The sequence below is a fragment of the Nonomuraea sp. ATR24 genome, assembly GCF_041950485.1.
Lineage (GTDB): Bacteria > Actinomycetota > Actinomycetes > Streptosporangiales > Streptosporangiaceae > Nonomuraea > Nonomuraea ceibae.
Genome location: NZ_JBGNUU010000002.1, coordinates 487,112 through 504,003, shown reverse-complemented (window position 1 = coordinate 504,003; position 16,892 = coordinate 487,112). Strand labels below are relative to the sequence as shown.

Genomic DNA, 16,892 nt, shown 5'->3' with positions numbered 1-16,892 from the left:
CTGTGCCTTTCGTCAGGGGGTGGTGAGGTCGAAGCGGCGCACGGTCACCGCGCCGCCGAGGGACTGCGTGGCGTAGTTGAAGATCCCGAAGCGGTAGCCCATGAAGAACTGCCAGGCGTTGTTCAGCGTGAAGGCCGGGCCGAGGCTCGTGAACGTGCTGCCGTCGGTGCTGTAGGAGAAGCGGGCCTGCCTGCCGGAGCCCGGCCGGATGTCGGCGCTGACCCGCAGCCAGATCCGGCCGCTCGGAACGGCCGCGCTCGCCGCCTCGGCGCCCGTGCCGGTGGTCTGCCACGAGCTGTTCATGGTCAGCCCGTCGGTCATCACGACCCGGCTGACGCCGTTGTCGCGTTTGACGCCGATCCACGCCGACCGGTCGCGCAGCATGGCCAGCCCGGCGCGGTCGCCGTTCGCCATCTGCGTGTGGTCGAGCTCGATCGTCGCCGTCGACGACGGGCCCTGGATGCGGTGGGTCAGCGTGTTGCGCGCGTTGTAGAGGTCGTTCGTGACGGTCGCGGTCCGCAGCCGCAGGCCGTCACCGGTGGTGAAGCGGCTGGTGTCGGGGTTGTGGTTCCACTCCCAGCGGTGCCCGAGGGCGGGCGAGGTGAAGGCGTCCGGGCCGATCATGGGGGCCACGGTGCGGCTGGTCTGGATGTTCGGCTTCGGGTACGTGACTCCCCAGCGGCCGTCGACGGTCCGCACGGCCGGCCAGTCGCCGCTCCAGGTGATCGGCGCGAGCGCGGGCATGCGCCCGCCGGGGTAGGCGTCGACGAACGCCATGTAGTACCAGTCGCCGTTCTGCGTCTGGACGAGCCCGCCCTGGTGGGGGACGCCGCCGCCGGAGATGGGGCCGGGCAGGTCGAGCAGGACCTGGCGCATCTCGTACGGGCCCCACGGCGAGGTGGAGCGGAGCACGTACTGGCCGTTGGCGGGCCGGGTCAGCCAGATGTAGTAGTAGCCGTTGCGCTTGTAGAAGCGGGCGCCCTCCAGGGTGCCGACGCTGCTCGGGGTCTGGAACACCTGCTGCGCCCGCACCTGGCCGAGCCCGTCGGGCGTGAGCTGGGCGACGCTGATGGTCCCGTTGCCGTACGCGACGTACATGGTGTCGTCGGTGTCGACCAGCAGGCCGGCGTCGTAGTAGCAGTTGTCGATCCGCGAGCGCTTGGTCCACGTGCCGTCCACGGCGGAGGCGGTGTAGACGTAGGTGCGGCCGAACTCGACGCAGCCGATCCAGTAGAAGGTGCCGGTGCTGGGCCGGTAGTTCAGGGTCGAGGCCCAGATGCCCTTCACGTACGCCCGGCCGCCGTTGAGGTCGTAGGCGCCGGAGTCGAAGTCGAGCCTCGGGACCGAGTGGCCGGCGTACTCCCAGTCGACCAGGTTGTAGGAGCGCAGGATCGGCGCGCCCGGCGAGTAGTGCATCGTCGAGGCCGAGTAGTAGTAGGCGTCGCCGACCCGGATGATGTCGCCGTCGGCGAAGTCCTGCCAGACGACCGGGTTGGTGTAGCCGCCGCCGCCGTCAACGCGGACGAGCTGCCATTGCTGGTTGGCGCCGCCCCAGTCGTCGTACTGGACGATGTTGGCGCCGTCGGCGGTGGAGGCGCCTTGGACTTCGAGGGCTTTGCCGCTGTGGCGGGAGATGAGGCGGACGTGCCCGTCGGGGCTGTCGGCCAGGCGCCATTGCTGGTTGGTGCCGTTGTGGTCGGTCCACTGGACGATGGCGGCGCTGTTGGCGGTGGACCAGTTGTAGACGTCCAGGACCTTGCCGGAGTGGCGGGACTTGAGCCGGTAGTAGCCGCCGCCTGAGTCGACGAACTGCCACTGCTGCTGGTTCTGGTCGTTGCGCGCCCACTGGGTGATGCGGCCGCCGTCGGCCGTGGAGAGGTTGTACACGTCCAGCGCCTTGCCGCTGTTGCGGTTGACGAGCACGTACCAGGCGTTGGTGTCGACCGTGGCGGCCGACGCCTGAGGGGTCAGGAACACGCCCACGACGAGCAGGGACGACAGGATGGAGAGCACGCGCCTCACAGGAACCTCCAGAGGATGTCGTTCGCGCCGCCGTCGTCGGCGAGCACCACCTGCGCGCCCTGCGACGTGCCGGCCAGGCCGAGGACGCGGCCGCCGTTGGCGCACTGGATCCGGAACGTCACCCCCGGCCCGTGGCGCAGCCGCCAGCGGTGGTCGGCGGTGCCGTTGTCGGCCCACTGCACGACGCGCGACCCGGCGGCGGTGCCCATGTTCTCCACGCCCAGCACCTTCTGGCTGTGGGAGTTGCGCAGCCGCAGGTAGCCGCCGCTGTCGACGACCGCCGTCCACAGGTGGTCGGCGGTGCCGGTGTCGCCCCACTGGACGACGAGCGCGCCGTCGGCCGTGGACATGCCGGTGACGCCCAGCACCATCCCGGTCCCCACGTTCTGGATGCGCCGCGCGCCGTTCGGCACGAACCGCCACAGGTTGTCCGGGCTGCCGTTGTCGGAGTCCTGGACCACCTGCGCGCCGTTGGCCGTCGAGCCGTTCCGTACGCCGAGCAGCTTGCCGCTGTGCGCGTTGCGGATCTTGACGGAGCCGTCGCCCGTGTCGCCGACCGTCCAGCGGTGGTCGGCGGTGCCCGTGTCGCCCCACTGGAGCACCCGCGCGTCGTCGGCCGTCGACATGTTCTCGACGCCGAGCACCTTGCCGCTGTGCGCGTTGCGGAAGCGCACCGCGTTGCCGTCGGCGATCGGGACCCAGTCGTGGTCGGCGGTGCCGTTGTCCGTCCACTGGAGGGCCAGGCCGCCGTCGGCGGTGGACATGTTCTGGATGCCCAGGGCCAGCCCGCTGGCCGCGTTGATCAGCCGGAAGCTCGCCGCGCCGCTCCCGCCCGGGCCGCCGGTGTTCCAGTACACGACGTAGTTGTGGCCGTGCGCGTCGTGGAAGGGCCCCAGCCGCACCTGCGCCCCGTCGGCCGTGGCCGTGAAGGTCAGGGAGGAGGCGCTGGTCCGGGTGACCGACGACGGGGTGAGCGTGGGGGCCGACGACAGGGCGGTGTTGCCGTAGTCGCCCGACAGCACGACCGGGCCGTAGGTGACGGCCTGCACCCGGGGGTCGTCGGCGGCGGCCCTCATGATCACGCGCATCGGCAGCCGCACGGTCACGGTGTCGCCCGGGGCCCACGACCGGGTGAGGGCGGCGTAGCTGCCCGGCGTCGTGGCGATGTCCTGCCGGACCCCGTTGACGCTGACCGTCGCGCCCTGCGTCCAGCCCGGGATGCGCACGCGCATCGTCCACGAGCCGCTCACGTTGCCGGTGACCTGCAAGGACGTGGTGTCGCCGACCGGGTAGGAGGTCGTCTGGGTGACCGTGATGCCGCGCCGGGCCCAGTCGAGCGTGGAGGGCACGAACAGGTTCACGAACAGCGTGGTGCCGTCGTGGAAGTAGATCGAGTCCATCAGCTTGGTGTTGGTCTCGATCCCGGTGCCCTGGCAGCACCAGAACGAGTTGTAGTCCGTGCTCCAGGTGCCTCCGCCCCAGGCCGGGCCGACACCGCGCCGCCCGCCGGGGTTCAGCGGCGTGAAGTACGTGACGTGCCCGTGCGGGTTCGCCGGGTCCTGCTGCCCGATCAGATGGTTGAGCAGGGCGTTCTCGTAGTAGTCGAAGTAGTCGGCCCGCGTCGGCGACAGCAGCCACAGCTCCCGGGTCAGCTTGAGCATGTTGTACGTGTTGCACGCCTCCCCGGTGTCCCTGGTCAGGTGCGCGGCGATCGCGTCGGGGGCGCGGAAGTGCTCGGCCTGGCTGTTGGAGCCGTTCACGTACGTGTGCGCGCCGACGGTGATGGACCAGGCGTTGGCGGCGATGTCGCGGTAGCGGGTCGTGCCCGTCGCCTTGTACTCCCGGGCCGCGCCGATCCACTTGGGCACCTGCGTGTTGGCGTGCAGCCCGTTGAGCCGGTCCTGGCCCGAGGCCAGCGGGTCGAACACCGCCGCGTGGTCGAAGCGCCGGGCCGTGGTCAGCCAGCGGGCGTCGCCGGTCATCTGGTACAGGTCCGTGAGCACGGCGTTCATGCCGCCGAACTCGGTGCCGAGCATCGCCTGCATCTGGCTCTGGCTCAGCCGCGACGTGCGGGCGTCCACCCATCCGGCCAGCGCCAGCAGCACGGTCCTGGCCTGGGTGTTGCCGATCAGCCGCCAGGCGTCCAGCAGCCCGGCCAGCGTCTTGTGGATGCAGTAGTACGGCACGTTGCCGTTGTTCAGCGTGCGGTTCTCCACGGCCGTGATGTCCGACTCGGGGAAGCCGGACAGGTAGCCGGCGGTGAACCCGGCGGCGGCGTTGTTCGCCTGGCATCGGGCCAGCTCGGCCACCATGCGGTCGGCCTTGTCCCGGCAGGTGGTGTCGCCGAGCACGGCATACGCCTGCGCCCAGGCCGTCAGGAAGTGGCCCTGCATGTGGGAGCGGAACGGGAAGCCGGGCGCGTCCCAGCCGCCGTTGGCCGCCGCGCCGCCGGTGGACAGCCGGTGGTTGGCCCGGAAGACGTACAGGAGCCGGTCGACGTCGACGAAGCGCAGGTAGGCCAGGGTGCGGTTCTGGTTGTCCAGCCAGCGGCCGGAGGTCAGCCGGACCTGGCCGAGGTCGAACTCGTAGGCCGAGACGCCGATGTCGGGCCTGGCCCAGGGGAGGGCGGCGGCGAGCGCGGGGGAGGCGCCGGCCGCCTGGCCGGCGACCGTGAACGCGGCGGTCGCGCCCGCGGCCTGGAGGAGCTGACGACGGCTCAAGGACATGCGGTGCTCCTTGGGGGGAGGGGGAGTGTTAGCGTTAACATTTCGCCGGCCGGATCTGCGTCGTTCTCTTCCTCGGGGTGTTGCCGGGGAGTACATACGACAGTCCGGCCCGCCGTCAACGGCGGGCCTCCCCCGGCGGCGCGGCTGATGCCGCCCGGACGGCTTCCCTGCTGCGCTTTCGCGCCGGGAGGAGATCGCGCGGCCCCGCCCGCCGCCGTGAAAGTTTCACGGCGGCGGCCTGGGGCCGGCCCGTCAACGTGCGGGAGATCGCGCGTCGACGTGCCGCCCCGGGTTCCCCTTCCCCTCCACCCCGAGGGAGGGGGAACCCGGAGGGGCGATCAGGGCGAGACGGAGCCCGCGTTGTACGTCCACTTCTGGTTGCTGCCGCCCCAGCAGGTGTAGAGCTGCAGCCCGGTCCCGTTCGCGGTGCCGTTGCCGACGGCGTCCAGGCACAGCCCGGACTGCACGCCCACGATCGAGCCGTCGGAGTTGACGCGCCACTTCTGGTTGTCGCCGCCCCAGCAGGAGTAGATCTGGATCCTGGCGCCGTTGCCCGAGCCCCCGGCGTCCAGGCACTTGTTGCCGTAGACCCGCAGCTCCCCGGCCGAGGTCCGCGTCCACTGCTGGTTGGTCTGCCCGTTGCAGTCCCACAGCTGCACCGCGGTGCCGTCGGCGGTCGAGGCGCTGGGCACGTCCACGCAGCGGCCGGAGGCGACACCCTTGAGCTGGCCCTCGTCACCGCCCGGTGGCGGCGTCGTCGTGCTGCCGCCGTTCAGCGCGTTGAGCACCGCGGTGTAGGCGGGCTTCTTGTTGCCGTTGCCGTCGAACAGCAGCGGGGTGTCGCCCGAGCGCCAGGAGTCGATGTCGCGCACGCCCCACACCGTGATGCCGACGCAGCGCGGCACGGCCAGGCAGTCCTGGGTCACGGCGGCGTACGTGGCGGCCGAGGCGCCCTGGATGTCCAGCTCGGTGATGGCCACGTCGACGCCGAGCGCCGCGAAGCTCTGCAGCGTGGTGCGGAAGTTGCTGTTGTACGGGCTGCCGCTGTTGAAGTGCGCCTGGAAGCCCACGCAGTCGATGGGCACGCCCCGCGCCTTGAAGTCCCTGACCATGTTGTAGACGCCCTGCGTCTTGGCCCAGGTCCAGTTCTCGATGTTGTAGTCGTTGTAGCAGAGCTTGGCCGCCGGGTCGGCGGTGCGCGCGGTGCGGAAGGCGACCTCGATCCAGTCGTTGCCGGTGCGCTGGAGGTTGGAGTCGCGCCGGCCGCCGGAGTTGCCGTCGGCGTAGGCCTCGTTGACCACGTCCCAGGAGTAGATCTTGCCCTTGTAGTGGGCCATGACGCCGTTGATGTGGTTGATCATCGCCTGGCGCAGCGTGCTGCCGGACAGGTTCTGCATCCACTGCGGCTGCTGCGAGTGCCAGGCCAGGGTGTGCCCGCGGACCCGCTTGCCGTTCTGGACGGCCCAGTTGTAGACGCGGTCGCCCTGGGTGAAGTTGAACTGACCCCGCTGCGGCTCGGTGGCGTCGATCTTCATCTCGTTCTCGGCCGTCACCATGTCGAACTCGCGCGCCGCGATCGAGGTGTAGGCGGCCTCGCCGAGCTTGCTCGAGGTGATGGCGGTGCCGAAATAGCGGCCGCTCTGGGCGGCGGCGGCGCCCAGCGTGCTCTCCGCGGCGCTCGCGGGCAGCGCCGACGTCAGCGCGGCGACCAGGCCGACGGCGCCGATCGCGCCGGTGATCAGCGCCCGGCGGCGCCCGCTTCGCGGTGGCCGGGCGGTGGGTGGGGAAACGGCGTTGACGCTCATTGCCTGAACCTCCATGAAGCGGATCACGAGCTGGAGATCGTCCTGGGGGCTCAGTGTGGGAAGCGTCCCGAAACTTGTCAAGATATGACTGAAAACTTTCGGTGGGGTGCTGCTGTGCCTGCCCAGGTGGTCCTGCGTTCGCGCGCCTAAAAGTTTCGCCCGGCGATGCGGCGGCGGGGCGCCGGCATGAAAGTTTCATCGTGCCGCGCGGCTCTGTGGCCCGATATCGCGAGGTCGGCGCGGGGGAGGGGGTGCCGCGCCGATGCGGGCCCGCTTGACAGCGCCCGCGACTCCGTGTCTGTTAGCGCTAACACCCCCCTGAGAGAGGCGGAAGCATGGGACCAGCACCCCCCGCGAGAGCCCGTACCAGGAAGTACGCCGCTCTGGCGGCTCTGATCACCCTCCTGTCCGTGTTCCTCACGGCCCCGCCGCAGGCGGCGGCGGCCTCCCTGACCGAGGTGACCGGCTTCGGCCCCAACCCGGGCGGCCTGCGGATGTACGTCTACGTCCCCGACCGGCTGGCGCCCAGGCCGGGCGTCCTGGTGGCGATGCACGGCTGCAACGGCTGGGCCCCCGCCTTCCACCAGGGGACCGAGTTCGCCTCACTCGCGGACCGGCACGGCTTCGTCGTCATCTACCCGCAGGCCAACAAGAGCGCCAACGGCCTGTCGAACTGCTTCGACGTGTGGTCGGACGCCGCCCTGCGCCACGGCGGCGGCAGCGACCCGGTGTCGATCGTCTCCATGACGAACCACGTCCTGCAACGCTACGACGGCGACCCGCAGCGGGTGTTCGCCACCGGCTTCTCCTCCGGGGCGATGGAGACCGTCAACCTGCTCGCCACCTACCCGGACGTCTTCAAGGCGGGCGCGCCGTTCGCGGGCGTCCCGTACGGGTGCCTCGGCCCCGCCGGATGCGCCGACAGGACGCCGCAGCAGTGGAGCGACATGGTGAGGAACGCCTACCCCGGCTACACCGGGCCCCGGCCGCGCTTGATGACCTGGCACGGCACGCAGGACTCCGTCCTGCCCTACACGATGCTGCAGGAGCAGGTCGACCAGTGGACCGGAGTGCACGGGATCAGCACCACCCCCGTCACCACCGACAGCCCGCAGCCCGGCTGGACCCGGCGGGTCTTCGGCTCCGGGCAGGTCGAGGCGTACACCGTCACCGGAGCCGGCCACGACCTGCCGCACCCCGGGATGGCCGCGCACGCCATCCGCTTCTTCGGCCTGGACGGCGGCACGCCCGGCGACGGCGCCGGGCAGATCAGGGGGACGGGCTCCGGACGCTGCCTGGACGTGCCCGGCGCCGCCACCGCCGACGGCACCGCCGTGCAGCTGTGGGACTGCAACGGCCGCGCCAACCAGCAGTGGGCCGCCACCGCCGCCGGCGAGATCAAGGTCTACGGCGCCAAGTGCCTCGACGCGGCAGGCACCGGCAACGGCGCCGCCATCCAGATCTACTCCTGCTGGGGCGGCGACAACCAGAAGTGGCGCGTCAACGCGGACGGCTCGATCGTGGGCGTGCAGTCCGGGCTGTGCCTGGACGCCGTCGGCCGGGGCACCGCCAACGGCACCCGCCTCCAGCTCTACGCCTGCCACGGCGGCGACAACCAGAAGTGGACCTGGACGAGGTGACCAGCTCAGGCGGCCGGCTCAGGTGATGGTGAGCGTCGTCACCCCGTTCGCCCCGGTGAGCCCGGTGGTGAGGCACTTCAGCAGGTCCGGCTGGACGAGCGTGACGGTCTGCACGGCTGACCGGCCCTGGAACCGGCCCTGGACGACAGGGCCGGTGAACGTGGTGATCACCTGACCGGCCACGGCGGTGCTGCTCCCGGTGCCGTCGATGGCGCTGCTGTCGCCGGTGTTCCACTCGACGACCCGTACCGCCTCGAAGCCGTCGAGGAGGTCGTTGCACCCGGCGAAGATCGTGAACCGCTCCCCGTACGTCCCGCTCGTGACCTGGCCCGCGCCGTCGAGGCAGGAGCTGAAGTCGCCGCTCACCGTCACCTCGATGTCCCGCGGCGTGAAGGTCACCCCCGGGCTGTACGTGACGGTCTCGGTGCCCTGGCACTGCGCGGGCGCCGCAGCCTGGGCGGGACCGGCGGCCGGGACGGCCACGCTGAAGGCGGCGACGGCCGCGACGGCGATCAGGGCGCGCACGCCTCGGCGCGGCCGAGAGGAACGAGAGGTCACCGGGCACTCCCAAGGACGGAATCATCGGACGTACCAAGACATGACAGCTTCATCCTCGGTACGCCGCTATGCCCGCGATGGTGGCAGAATCGTACCTTGTCGACACGCTCCGTGACCTCTACTGTCCTGGGTGGGGGTCCGGGAGAACCGGCTCCCAGCGCCTGTTCCGCCTCGTCGCGAAAGGGACGCCCCATGCGCACCGGAGCCACCTCAGCCAGGACCGCGGTCTGCGGCGCCGTCCTCGCGCTGCTCTGCCCCCTGGGCATGGCGTACGCCGCACCGGCGCACGCCATCGGCCAGGACGTCCTCTGCTCGATCGACGGCACCAACACCCTGACCTTCTCGCCCAAGCTGCGCCTGACCGAGCAGAACGTGACCATGACCGGCACCGGCACCTACCCGACCTGCGTGTCCAGCGACCCGGACATCACCTCGGGCACGTCGACGATCTCCGGGCAGGGCAGCCTCGGCTGCCTGTCCGGCGCCATGCCCGCGACCGAGGTCGTGACCTGGAACACCGGCGAGACCTCGACCATCAGCTACACCGTCACGCTCAACGTGGTCGCGGGCCAGTCGGTCTTCGCCGTCGTCGGCGCCGTCACCGCGGGCAAGTTCGCCGGCGACACCGTGACCTCCGAGGGCGTCACCCTGGAGGACCCCATCACGCCGCTCCTCGACTGCCTGGCTCCCGGCTACGGCGGCAGCACCGGCGCGACCATCCTCACCCTCACCGACCTCCAGCCCTGAGCGCAGGCGTCAGGTCCCGCCGTGGGACGCGGCCGAGAGCTCCTGCCACTCGTCCCAGGTCCTGAGCCGGTCGGCGTAGACCTGCTGGATCATCGGATGGATGCCCACTCCGAAGATCACCCGCAGGGGCGGGTTGTCCAGGTCGACGAGCGTGAGCAGCGCCTGGGCCGCGGCGGCCGGGTCACCGGCGGGCAGCTTCCCGGTCATCGCGCCGAGACGCCTGCGGACGTCGTCGTAGGCCGGATCCGTCCGGGCCAGGTGGCCGTTGGCCAGCGGGTCCGGGTTCTTGCCGTCGCGGGTGGCGAACGTGCCGGGCTCGACGACCGTCACCTTGACGCCGAACCCGGCGACCTCGGCGGCCAGGGCCTCGTTGAGCCCTTCGAGCGCCCACTTGGAGGCGTGGTAGGCGCCGCCGAGCGGCATCGTGATGATCCCCGCGGCCGACGAGAGCTGGACGATGTGCCCGGAGCGCTGCTCGCGCAGGTACGGCAGCGCGGCCTGGATCACCCAGACCGCGCCGAACAGGTTCGTCTCCATCTGGTCGCGCAGCTCCCGCTCGGTCAGCTCCTCGACCGCGCCGAACTGGGCGTACCCGGCGTTGTTCACGACGACGTCCAGGCGGCCGAAGTGCTTCGCGGCCCGCTCGACCGTCGCGAACACGGCCGTCCTGTCGGTCACGTCCAGGACCAGCGGGAGCACCGCGTCGCCGTGGCGGGCGACCAGGTCGTCCAGGCCGGCGACGGTCCTGGCGGTGGCGGCCACCCTGTCACCCCTGGCCAGGGCGGCCTCGACGAACCGGCGGCCGAGACCGCGCGACGAACCGGTGACGAACCAGACCTTGCTCATGATGTCTTCCTCCTCTTCGTTCCGGATGGCCGGGCCGCGTGCCCGGGGTCAGGCGGCCGGCCGGCGGGCGGAACGGGCCCGCGCCAGCCCGCCGAGGACCAGGGCGATCACCCCCAGCGCCAGGGCCACGTAGCCGCCGACGGTGCCGTTGCCGGTGCCGGGGCCGCCGTCGGCGGTGACCAGCACCACCGCGCCGATCACCGTGCCGGCCGCCCCCGCCGCCAGGGCCACGACGACCCCGCCGCGCCGGGCGCCGCTGCCGCGGGCGGCGCGGGCGGCGCGGGCCAGCGCCAGCCCGCCCGCGACCGCGCCGGTCAGGCTCAGCAGCGCGCCCGCCAGGGACCAGAGCCGGTCGGCGGTCAGAGCGCCGGGACCGGCGTCCGGCGACTGCGCCACGACGTCCGCGAGCACGGAGTGGATGGACATGAGAAGTCCCTTCTGCTGATCAGGACAGGGCGCGCCGGTTGAGCCCGGCCAGCCCCGTGACGGTGAGGAGCGCCGTGACGGCGAGCATGATCAGGACGGGCGCCACGGTGAAGTCGCCGCCCGAGACGATCATCGGCAGGTTGGGGAAGGGGACGAAGAACCGGGCGACCCAGTAGTCGATCCCGACGATGGGTCCCAGCACTTCGCCGAACAGGTTGACGAACAGGAAGGCGGCCCACGAGATCGCCGCCGCGGCCCTGGGCAGCAGGCCGAAGGCCAGCAGGCCGACCCCCGCCAGCACCCAGACGGCGGGCGCCTGGACCAGCGCGCCCCCCAGAGCCTTTCCCGGCTCCCCGGCCGTCAGCCCCAGCGTCAGACCGGCGGCGGCGAGGACGACGACGCTGCCGAGCACGGCGAGGACCAGGTGGGAGCAGGCCCAGCGGGTCCGGCCGACCGGCGTGGACAACAGCAGCCCGGCCCGCCCGGAAAGCTCCTCGTCGCGCAGCCGCAGCAGCACGAGCAGCGGGTGGAGGGCGGCGACGTAGCCGAGGCCGAGCACGATCAGCCAGAGGTACGCGTCGGTCATCGTGGCCTCGGGAGAGGCGGTGTAGCGGCGGAAGAACTCCTCGACGGCGGCTCCCTGCCTGGCGACCTCCGGGATGGACCGGGCCAGCGCGCCGAGGACCAGCCCGGCGGCCGCGTAACCGACGGTCCAGCCGATCAGCAGGCCCCGCTGCGTCCGCCAGGCCAGGGCGAGCGGGCCGCGCAGCCGTACCGAGGACGCGGGTCCGGGACGCTCCGGGATCAGGCCGAGCCCCACGTCCCGCCGGGCGTTGAGCCGGTGGGCGAGGGCCGCGGTGACCGCGAAGAGGGCCAGGCTGAGCAGCAGGACGGCCACGTCGTCGGTCCCGTACGGGCGGACCAGGTGCGACCAGCCCTGCGGCGAGAGCCACTTCAGCGCGGTCAGGCCGCTGCCGTCGGCGAGGAAGCGCAGGCCGTAGCCGGCGCCCAGGCCGGCGGCGGCGATGCCGATCGCGGCGCGGGCGCCCTGGGTGACCTGGGCGGCCAGGGCGCCGATGCCGGCGAACACCAGCCCGGCGGCGGCGATCGCGGCGCCGAACGCCACCGACCCCGCCGCCCCGGCGCCCGCCAGGATCATGGCCGAGGCGGTGACCAGCCCGGCCAGGACGACACAGGCCGACGTCACGGCGAGCGCGGCGGTCAGCGGCGCGGACCGGCCGACGACGCCGGACCCGGCCAGCTCGGCGCGGCCCGACTCCTCCTCGCCCCGGGTGTGCCGGACCACGGTGAGGATCGCGATCAGGCCGATGACGGTGTAGATGGCGTCGGCGTTCTTCCACACCGCCATGGCGGCGACCGAGGAGGCGTACACCTCCCCGGCGAACGCGGTCAGCGCCTTGTTGGCGCTCATCTCCCGGGCGAACGCGCCGATGTCGGGAATGCCGGTCGCGTACCGGTTGAACTGGCCCGCCGCCAGGACGGCGAGCAGGAGGATCCAGACCGGGGCGATCAGGCGCTCGCGGCGGGCGACCAGCTTGACCAGCGTCCACGTGCCCGTCACGCCGCACCGTCCCGCGTGGCGTAGTGACGCAGGAACAGGTCCTCCAGGGACGGCGGCCGGCTGGTCAGGCTCGCGATCCCGGCCCGCGCCAGCAGCAGCATCACCTTCTCCAGCCGGTCGCCGTCCACCTGGAAGGAGACCCGCCGGCCCTCGACGGTCAGGCCGTGGACGCCGGGCAACTGGGGGACCGGGCCGTACAGCTCGGCGGTGACGCTCGTCATGGTGAGGTGGCGCAGCTCGGCCAGGGTCCCCGACTCGACGTCGCGCCCGGCGCGGATGATGCTGACCCGGTCGCACACCGCCTCGACCTCGGACAGGATGTGGCTGGAGAGCAGGACCGTACGGTGGCGCCGCTTCTCCTCGGCGACGCACCGCTGGAAGACCGCCTCCATCAGCGGGTCCAGCCCGGACGTCGGCTCGTCCAGGACGAGCAGCTCGGCGTCGGAGGCGAAGGCGGCGACCAGGGCGACCTTCTGCCGGTTGCCCTTGGAGTACGTCCTGGTCCGCTTGCGGGTGTCGAGCCCGAACCGCTCGACCAGGTCGGCCCGCCGCGCCGGGTCCAGGCCGCCGCGCAGCTCGCCGAGCAGGTCGATCACCTCGCCGCCGGTCAGCGACGGCCACAGGCTCACGTCTCCTGGCACGTAGGCCAGCCGCCGGTGCAGCGCGGCGGCGTCCTTGCGCGGGTCCCCGCCCAGCAGGACGGCGGAGCCCGAGTCGGCGCGCATCAGCCCGAGCAGGATGCGGATCGTGGTGGACTTGCCCGACCCGTTCGGGCCGAGGAAGCCGTGGACTTCACCGGTCCGGACGGTCATCGTCAGGCCGTCCAGGGCGTGCGTGCGCCCGAAGCTCTTGCGGAGCTCTTCGACGGCGATCGCGACGTTCATGGGAGGCTCCAGTGGGGGGAGTGTTGTTACGCTGTGCACCAGGGCCGGTCCGCGCGCTCTATGGGGCCGGACCTCACTGTGCAGAGCCGCTGGACCCCGATCAACGCCGTTCTCGGCGCACCCGCGATAACACCCCGGTTATCACCGCTGGACAGAGCCTCGATCAACCTGAAATCGGGCCAATGGAGATACGTGACATAACGATCTTTCTGGTGCTCGCCGAGGAGCTGCACTTCGGCCGGGCCGCCGCGCGGCTGCACGTCTCCCAGGCCCGGGTCAGCCAGGCCATCGCCGAGCAGGAACGCCGCCTGGGCGGCGCGCTGTTCGACCGCTCCAACCGGCGCAGGATCGAGCTCACCCCGCTCGGCCGGCAGCTCCACGGCGAGCTCGGGCCGGCCTACGCCGCCCTGTGCGAGGCCATCGAACGCGCCCGCCTCGCGGCCCGGGGCATCACCTCCGTGCTCCGCGTCGGCATGCTGCCGATGAACGTCCACGACCTGCGCCCCTACTGGGCCACCTTCCGCGCCCGCCACCCCGCCTGGGAGCTGCGCTTCAGCCACCCGCCCTTCACCGACATGTTCGGCAACCTGCGCCGCGGCGAGCTCGACGTCCTGGTCGCCTGGTTACCGGTCGAGGAGCCCGACCTCACCGTCGGCCCGGTGCTCTTCTCCGAGCCGCGGGTGCTCGCGGTGTCCGCCGGGCACGAGCTCGCCCGGCACACGTCCGTCTCCCTGGAGATGGTCAGCGACTACCAGCACCCGGACACCGACATCGGGCCGGCGTACTGGTTCGAGAGCTACCTGCCCGCCCGGACCCGCAAGGGCCGCCGCATCGAGCGCGGCCCCCTGGTCCACAACCCCAACGACGTGCTCACCCTGACCGGCCTGGGCGAGGTCGTGACCGTCTTCCCCGCGCACATGGCCCGCTACGGCGTCCGCCCCGACCTCACCTACCTGGCCGTACGCGACATGGGCGCCCTGCCGTACGCCCTGGTGTGGCGCACCAAGGCGGAGAGCGGCCCCATCCGCGCCCTCGCCAGGACCGTCCGCGACCTCGGCCCGCTCAGGACGGGCGACCTATGACCGCCCGTCCTGGGGAAGGGCGGGCAGGGGGAGGGTCAGGCCGGTCTTGACGGTGTCGAAGACGACCAGCGTCTCGTAGCGCTGGACGTTGTCGTCCGCCTTGAACAGGCGGTCGCCGAGCCGGCCGCAGTCGCGGGTGCTCCGCGCGGCCAGGACGACCACGTAGTCCCACGGTCCGGCGACCCGGTAGCACTGCTGGACCTGCGGGTCGGCGCGCATCCGGCCCGCGAAGGCGCGGTGGTGCTCGAACGACTCCCTGGCCAGGGTCACCAGGACCGTGGCCAGGACGGTGGGGCCGAAGAGGTGCGGGTCGAGGACGGCGACCTGCCGGGTGATGAGGCCGTCCCTGCGGTAGCGGGCGATCCGCCGCTGGACGGCGCTGGGCGAGAGCCCGACCTGCTCGCCGAGCTCGTGCAGGGTGCGCCCGGAGTCGTGCTGGAGCAGGTCCAGCAGGTGGGCGTCGATCTCGTCCAGGCGGGGCGGCGGCGGTTCGGGCATGCAAGATTATTGCGTCGCGGGGCGAAATCCTCAATCGGTTCGATCGGGAGTTCGGCTAACGTCGGCCGGGTTCCCGAAGCTACCGAGGAAGGGCGGCGCGCGTGGATCTGGACGTGGCGCGGATCGAGAAGGCCGTGCGGGTGATCGATCCGGTGTTCCTGGACACGCCGCAGTATCTCGACGAGCAGCTGTGCCGGGCGCTGGGCGGCCGGGCGGTGACCGTCAAGGTGGAGACGGCCAACCCGGTGCGCAGCTTCAAGGGCCGGGGCGCCGATCTGATGCTGAGCACCCTCGCCCCCGGCACGCCGGTGGTGTGCGCCAGCTCGGGCAACTTCGGGCAGGCCGTCGCCTACGCCGGGCGGGCCCGGGGGATGCCGGTCGAGGTGTTCGTGCCCGAGACGGTCAACCCCGACAAGCGTGAACGGATGGAAGCGTTCGGCGCCCGCGTCATCGCGGCCGGGCCGGACGGATCGTCCGCGCGGGAGGCCGCGGCCGCCTACGCCGCGGACCACCCTGACCGCTTCTACGCGCAGGACGGCTCGCAGGCGGCGATCGCCGAGGGAGCCGGGACGATCGGGGTCGAGCTGACCCGGCCCCGGCCGGGTGGCGCGGGGCGCCCGGTGTACGACGCCGTCGTGCTCCCGGTCGGCGACGGCGCGCTGATCAACGGCGTGGGACGGTGGATGAAGGAGCACGCTCCCGGCACCCGGATCGTCGGCGTCAACGCCGAGGGCGCGCCCTCGATGCTGGAGAGCCTGCGCGCCGGCCGCCCGGTCCGCGTCGAACACGCCCGCACCTTCGCCGACGGGATCGCGGTGAGCCTCCCGCTGGAAGCCTCGGTGCGGCGGGCCCGCGCCCTGGTGGACGAGATCGTCCTGGTGAGCGACGAGGCCATCGCCGCGGCCGTGGAGCTGGCGGCGCGCACGCTGGGCATCCTCCTGGAACCGGCGGGCGCGGCCGGCCTGGCCGCGATCGCCCAGGGCCTGGTCGCCGGCGACCGGCCGGCGACCGTGCTGACCGGCGCCAACCCCCGCCCCGAGCAGGTCCGGGAGCTCGCGGCCCGGCTGGCGCGCTCCTCCTGCTGAAGGGGGCCGGTCAGCGGCTGATGCCGTCCAGCTCGGCCAGGTCCTCCTCCGAGAGGGACAGGCCCGCGCCGGCGACGTTCTCACGCAGGTGGGCCGTCGACGAGGTGCCGGGGATGAGCAGGATGTTCGGTGACCGCCGCAGCAGCCAGGCCAGCGCGACGGACATCGGCGCCGCCCCCGCGCGGGCGGCGACCGCCGAGAGCGCCGACGACTGGAGCGGGGTGAAGCCCCCGAGCGGGAAGAAGGGCACGTACGCGACGCCGTCGGCGGCGAGCCGGTCGATGAGCGCGTCGTCGCCGCGGTGGGCGAGGTTGTACATGTTCTGCACGCACACGATCGGCGCGATGCTCCGCGCCTCCGCGACCTGCTCCGCCGTGGCGTTGCTGACGCCGAGGTGACGGATCAGGCCCTGCCGCTGAAGGTCGGCCAGCGTCCCGAACGCCTCGGCGAGCGAGCCGGGCCGCGGGCCCTCGGCGTCGCCGAGCCGGAGGTTGACCAGGTCGAGCACGTCGAGCCCCAGGGACTCCAGGTTCTCGTGGACCTGGCGGCGCAGGTCCTCCGGCCGCCGGGCCGGAGGCCAGCCGCCCTGCTCGTCGCGGGTCGCGCCCACCTTGGTGGCGATGCGCAGCGACTCGGGATAGGGGTGCAGCGCCTCGCGGATCAGCTCGTTGGTGACGCGCGGCCCGTACGCGTCGCTGGTGTCGATGTGGGTGATGCCGAGGTCGACCGCCTCGCGCAGCACGGCCAGGGCGCCGTCGCGGTCGGCGGGCGGCCCCATGACCCACGGGCCGGCCAGTTGCATGGCGCCGTACCCGAACCGGGTGACGGTCAGGTCGCCCAGGGTCCAGGTGCCGCCGGGAAGAGTGCGAGCCGGGGTGCTCATGTCATCGCCTTTCGTCATGCCATCAGGAGGTGGCGTCCGCCGCCTCCTTGCATCAGCATTGGAGAGAAGCTTCCTTTCCGGAAGTAGGCACTCTGAAGTGCGTAACTC

Annotated in this window: 14 protein-coding genes; 4 read left to right on the top strand and 10 right to left on the bottom strand. The window is 72.2% G+C overall.

Annotated elements, in window-relative coordinates; genetic code table 11:
- Window positions 1-12: 12 nt before the first annotated feature.
- The 3 genes from ACBI99_RS06300 to ACBI99_RS06290 all read right to left on the bottom strand — a co-directional run bounded on the left by ACBI99_RS06300 (window position 13) and on the right by ACBI99_RS06290 (window position 6,553).
- On the bottom strand, window positions 13-2,022 hold the full coding sequence (locus ACBI99_RS06300) for an RICIN domain-containing protein (protein ID WP_375071855.1): 2,010 nt from the start codon (window positions 2,020-2,022) through the stop codon (window positions 13-15).
- Window positions 2,019-4,748, bottom strand: coding sequence for a beta-L-arabinofuranosidase domain-containing protein (locus ACBI99_RS06295; RefSeq protein WP_375071854.1), 2,730 nt, complete (start codon window positions 4,746-4,748; stop codon window positions 2,019-2,021). The genes ACBI99_RS06300 and ACBI99_RS06295 overlap by 4 nt, the downstream gene beginning before the upstream one ends.
- Before the next feature lie 338 nt (window positions 4,749-5,086).
- A complete protein-coding gene (locus ACBI99_RS06290) occupies window positions 5,087-6,553 on the bottom strand; it encodes an endo-1,4-beta-xylanase (protein WP_375071853.1) in 1,467 nt (488 codons plus the stop codon).
- A 410-nt stretch (window positions 6,554-6,963) separates the two neighbouring features.
- On the opposite strand from ACBI99_RS06290, the gene ACBI99_RS06285 reads away from it, so the two are divergent.
- Window positions 6,964-8,193 carry a PHB depolymerase family esterase gene (locus ACBI99_RS06285; protein WP_375071852.1) on the top strand — a complete coding sequence of 410 codons (1,230 nt, stop codon included), beginning with the start codon at window positions 6,964-6,966 and terminating at the stop codon, window positions 8,191-8,193.
- A gap of 18 nt (window positions 8,194-8,211) precedes the next feature.
- Here the strand turns inward: ACBI99_RS06285 and ACBI99_RS06280 are convergent, their stop codons facing one another.
- Window positions 8,212-8,751: a hypothetical protein gene (locus ACBI99_RS06280; protein ID WP_375071851.1), complete on the bottom strand. Its 540-nt coding sequence runs from the start codon at window positions 8,749-8,751 to the stop codon at window positions 8,212-8,214.
- A gap of 192 nt (window positions 8,752-8,943) precedes the next feature.
- On the opposite strand from ACBI99_RS06280, the gene ACBI99_RS06275 reads away from it, so the two are divergent.
- A complete protein-coding gene (locus ACBI99_RS06275; protein WP_219501905.1) occupies window positions 8,944-9,498 on the top strand; it encodes a hypothetical protein in 555 nt (184 codons plus the stop codon).
- A 9-nt stretch (window positions 9,499-9,507) separates the two neighbouring features.
- On the opposite strand, the gene ACBI99_RS06270 is transcribed toward ACBI99_RS06275, so the two are convergent.
- From ACBI99_RS06270 to ACBI99_RS06255, 4 genes are read right to left on the bottom strand one after another with little or no spacing between them, the layout of a single operon-like run.
- Window positions 9,508-10,344, bottom strand: coding sequence for an SDR family NAD(P)-dependent oxidoreductase (locus ACBI99_RS06270; protein ID WP_375071850.1), 837 nt, complete (start codon window positions 10,342-10,344; stop codon window positions 9,508-9,510).
- 48 nt (window positions 10,345-10,392) lie between these two features.
- Complete coding sequence (locus ACBI99_RS06265) at window positions 10,393-10,770, bottom strand: DUF6223 family protein (protein ID WP_375071849.1); 378 nt, start codon at window positions 10,768-10,770, stop codon at window positions 10,393-10,395.
- Between the two features lie 19 nt (window positions 10,771-10,789).
- Window positions 10,790-12,352, bottom strand: a complete 1,563-nt coding sequence (locus ACBI99_RS06260) for an ABC transporter permease (protein WP_375071848.1) — start codon at window positions 12,350-12,352, stop codon at window positions 10,790-10,792.
- Window positions 12,349-13,236, bottom strand: a complete 888-nt coding sequence (locus tag ACBI99_RS06255) for an ATP-binding cassette domain-containing protein (RefSeq protein ID WP_375071847.1) — start codon at window positions 13,234-13,236, stop codon at window positions 12,349-12,351. Before ACBI99_RS06255 ends, ACBI99_RS06260 begins: the two co-directional genes overlap by 4 nt.
- A gap of 182 nt (window positions 13,237-13,418) precedes the next feature.
- Between ACBI99_RS06255 and ACBI99_RS06250 the strand changes: the two genes are divergently transcribed.
- Entirely contained in the window at window positions 13,419-14,318 is a 900-nt protein-coding gene (locus tag ACBI99_RS06250) for a LysR family transcriptional regulator (RefSeq protein WP_375071846.1), read from the top strand.
- Here the strand turns inward: ACBI99_RS06250 and ACBI99_RS06245 are convergent.
- Complete coding sequence (locus ACBI99_RS06245; protein ID WP_219501903.1) at window positions 14,313-14,816, bottom strand: Lrp/AsnC family transcriptional regulator; 504 nt, start codon at window positions 14,814-14,816, stop codon at window positions 14,313-14,315. The genes ACBI99_RS06250 and ACBI99_RS06245 overlap by 6 nt on opposite strands.
- Window positions 14,817-14,917: 101 nt before the next feature.
- Between ACBI99_RS06245 and ACBI99_RS06240 the strand changes: the two genes are divergently transcribed.
- A complete protein-coding gene (locus tag ACBI99_RS06240) occupies window positions 14,918-15,901 on the top strand; it encodes a threonine/serine dehydratase (protein WP_375071845.1) in 984 nt (327 codons plus the stop codon).
- A gap of 10 nt (window positions 15,902-15,911) precedes the next feature.
- Here ACBI99_RS06240 and ACBI99_RS06235 read toward each other — a convergent pair whose 3' ends face one another.
- Window positions 15,912-16,784 carry an aldo/keto reductase family oxidoreductase gene (locus ACBI99_RS06235; RefSeq protein ID WP_357591118.1) on the bottom strand — a complete coding sequence of 291 codons (873 nt, stop codon included), beginning with the start codon at window positions 16,782-16,784 and terminating at the stop codon, window positions 15,912-15,914.
- Window positions 16,785-16,892: the final 108 nt, after the last annotated feature.

Coding starts and splice junctions, on each gene's coding strand:
- ACBI99_RS06295 (WP_375071854.1), bottom strand. CDS start 4,748: ATGTCCTTGAGCCGTCGTCAGCTCCTCCAGGCCGCGGGCGCGACCGCC.
- ACBI99_RS06290 (WP_375071853.1), bottom strand. CDS start 6,553: ATGAGCGTCAACGCCGTTTCCCCACCCACCGCCCGGCCACCGCGAAGC.
- ACBI99_RS06275 (WP_219501905.1), top strand. CDS start 8,944: ATGCGCACCGGAGCCACCTCAGCCAGGACCGCGGTCTGCGGCGCCGTC.
- ACBI99_RS06270 (WP_375071850.1), bottom strand. CDS start 10,344: ATGAGCAAGGTCTGGTTCGTCACCGGTTCGTCGCGCGGTCTCGGCCGC.
- ACBI99_RS06265 (WP_375071849.1), bottom strand. CDS start 10,770: ATGTCCATCCACTCCGTGCTCGCGGACGTCGTGGCGCAGTCGCCGGAC.
- ACBI99_RS06255 (WP_375071847.1), bottom strand. CDS start 13,236: ATGAACGTCGCGATCGCCGTCGAAGAGCTCCGCAAGAGCTTCGGGCGC.
- ACBI99_RS06250 (WP_375071846.1), top strand. CDS start 13,419: ATGGAGATACGTGACATAACGATCTTTCTGGTGCTCGCCGAGGAGCTG.
- ACBI99_RS06245 (WP_219501903.1), bottom strand. CDS start 14,816: ATGCCCGAACCGCCGCCGCCCCGCCTGGACGAGATCGACGCCCACCTG.
- ACBI99_RS06235 (WP_357591118.1), bottom strand. CDS start 16,784: ATGAGCACCCCGGCTCGCACTCTTCCCGGCGGCACCTGGACCCTGGGC.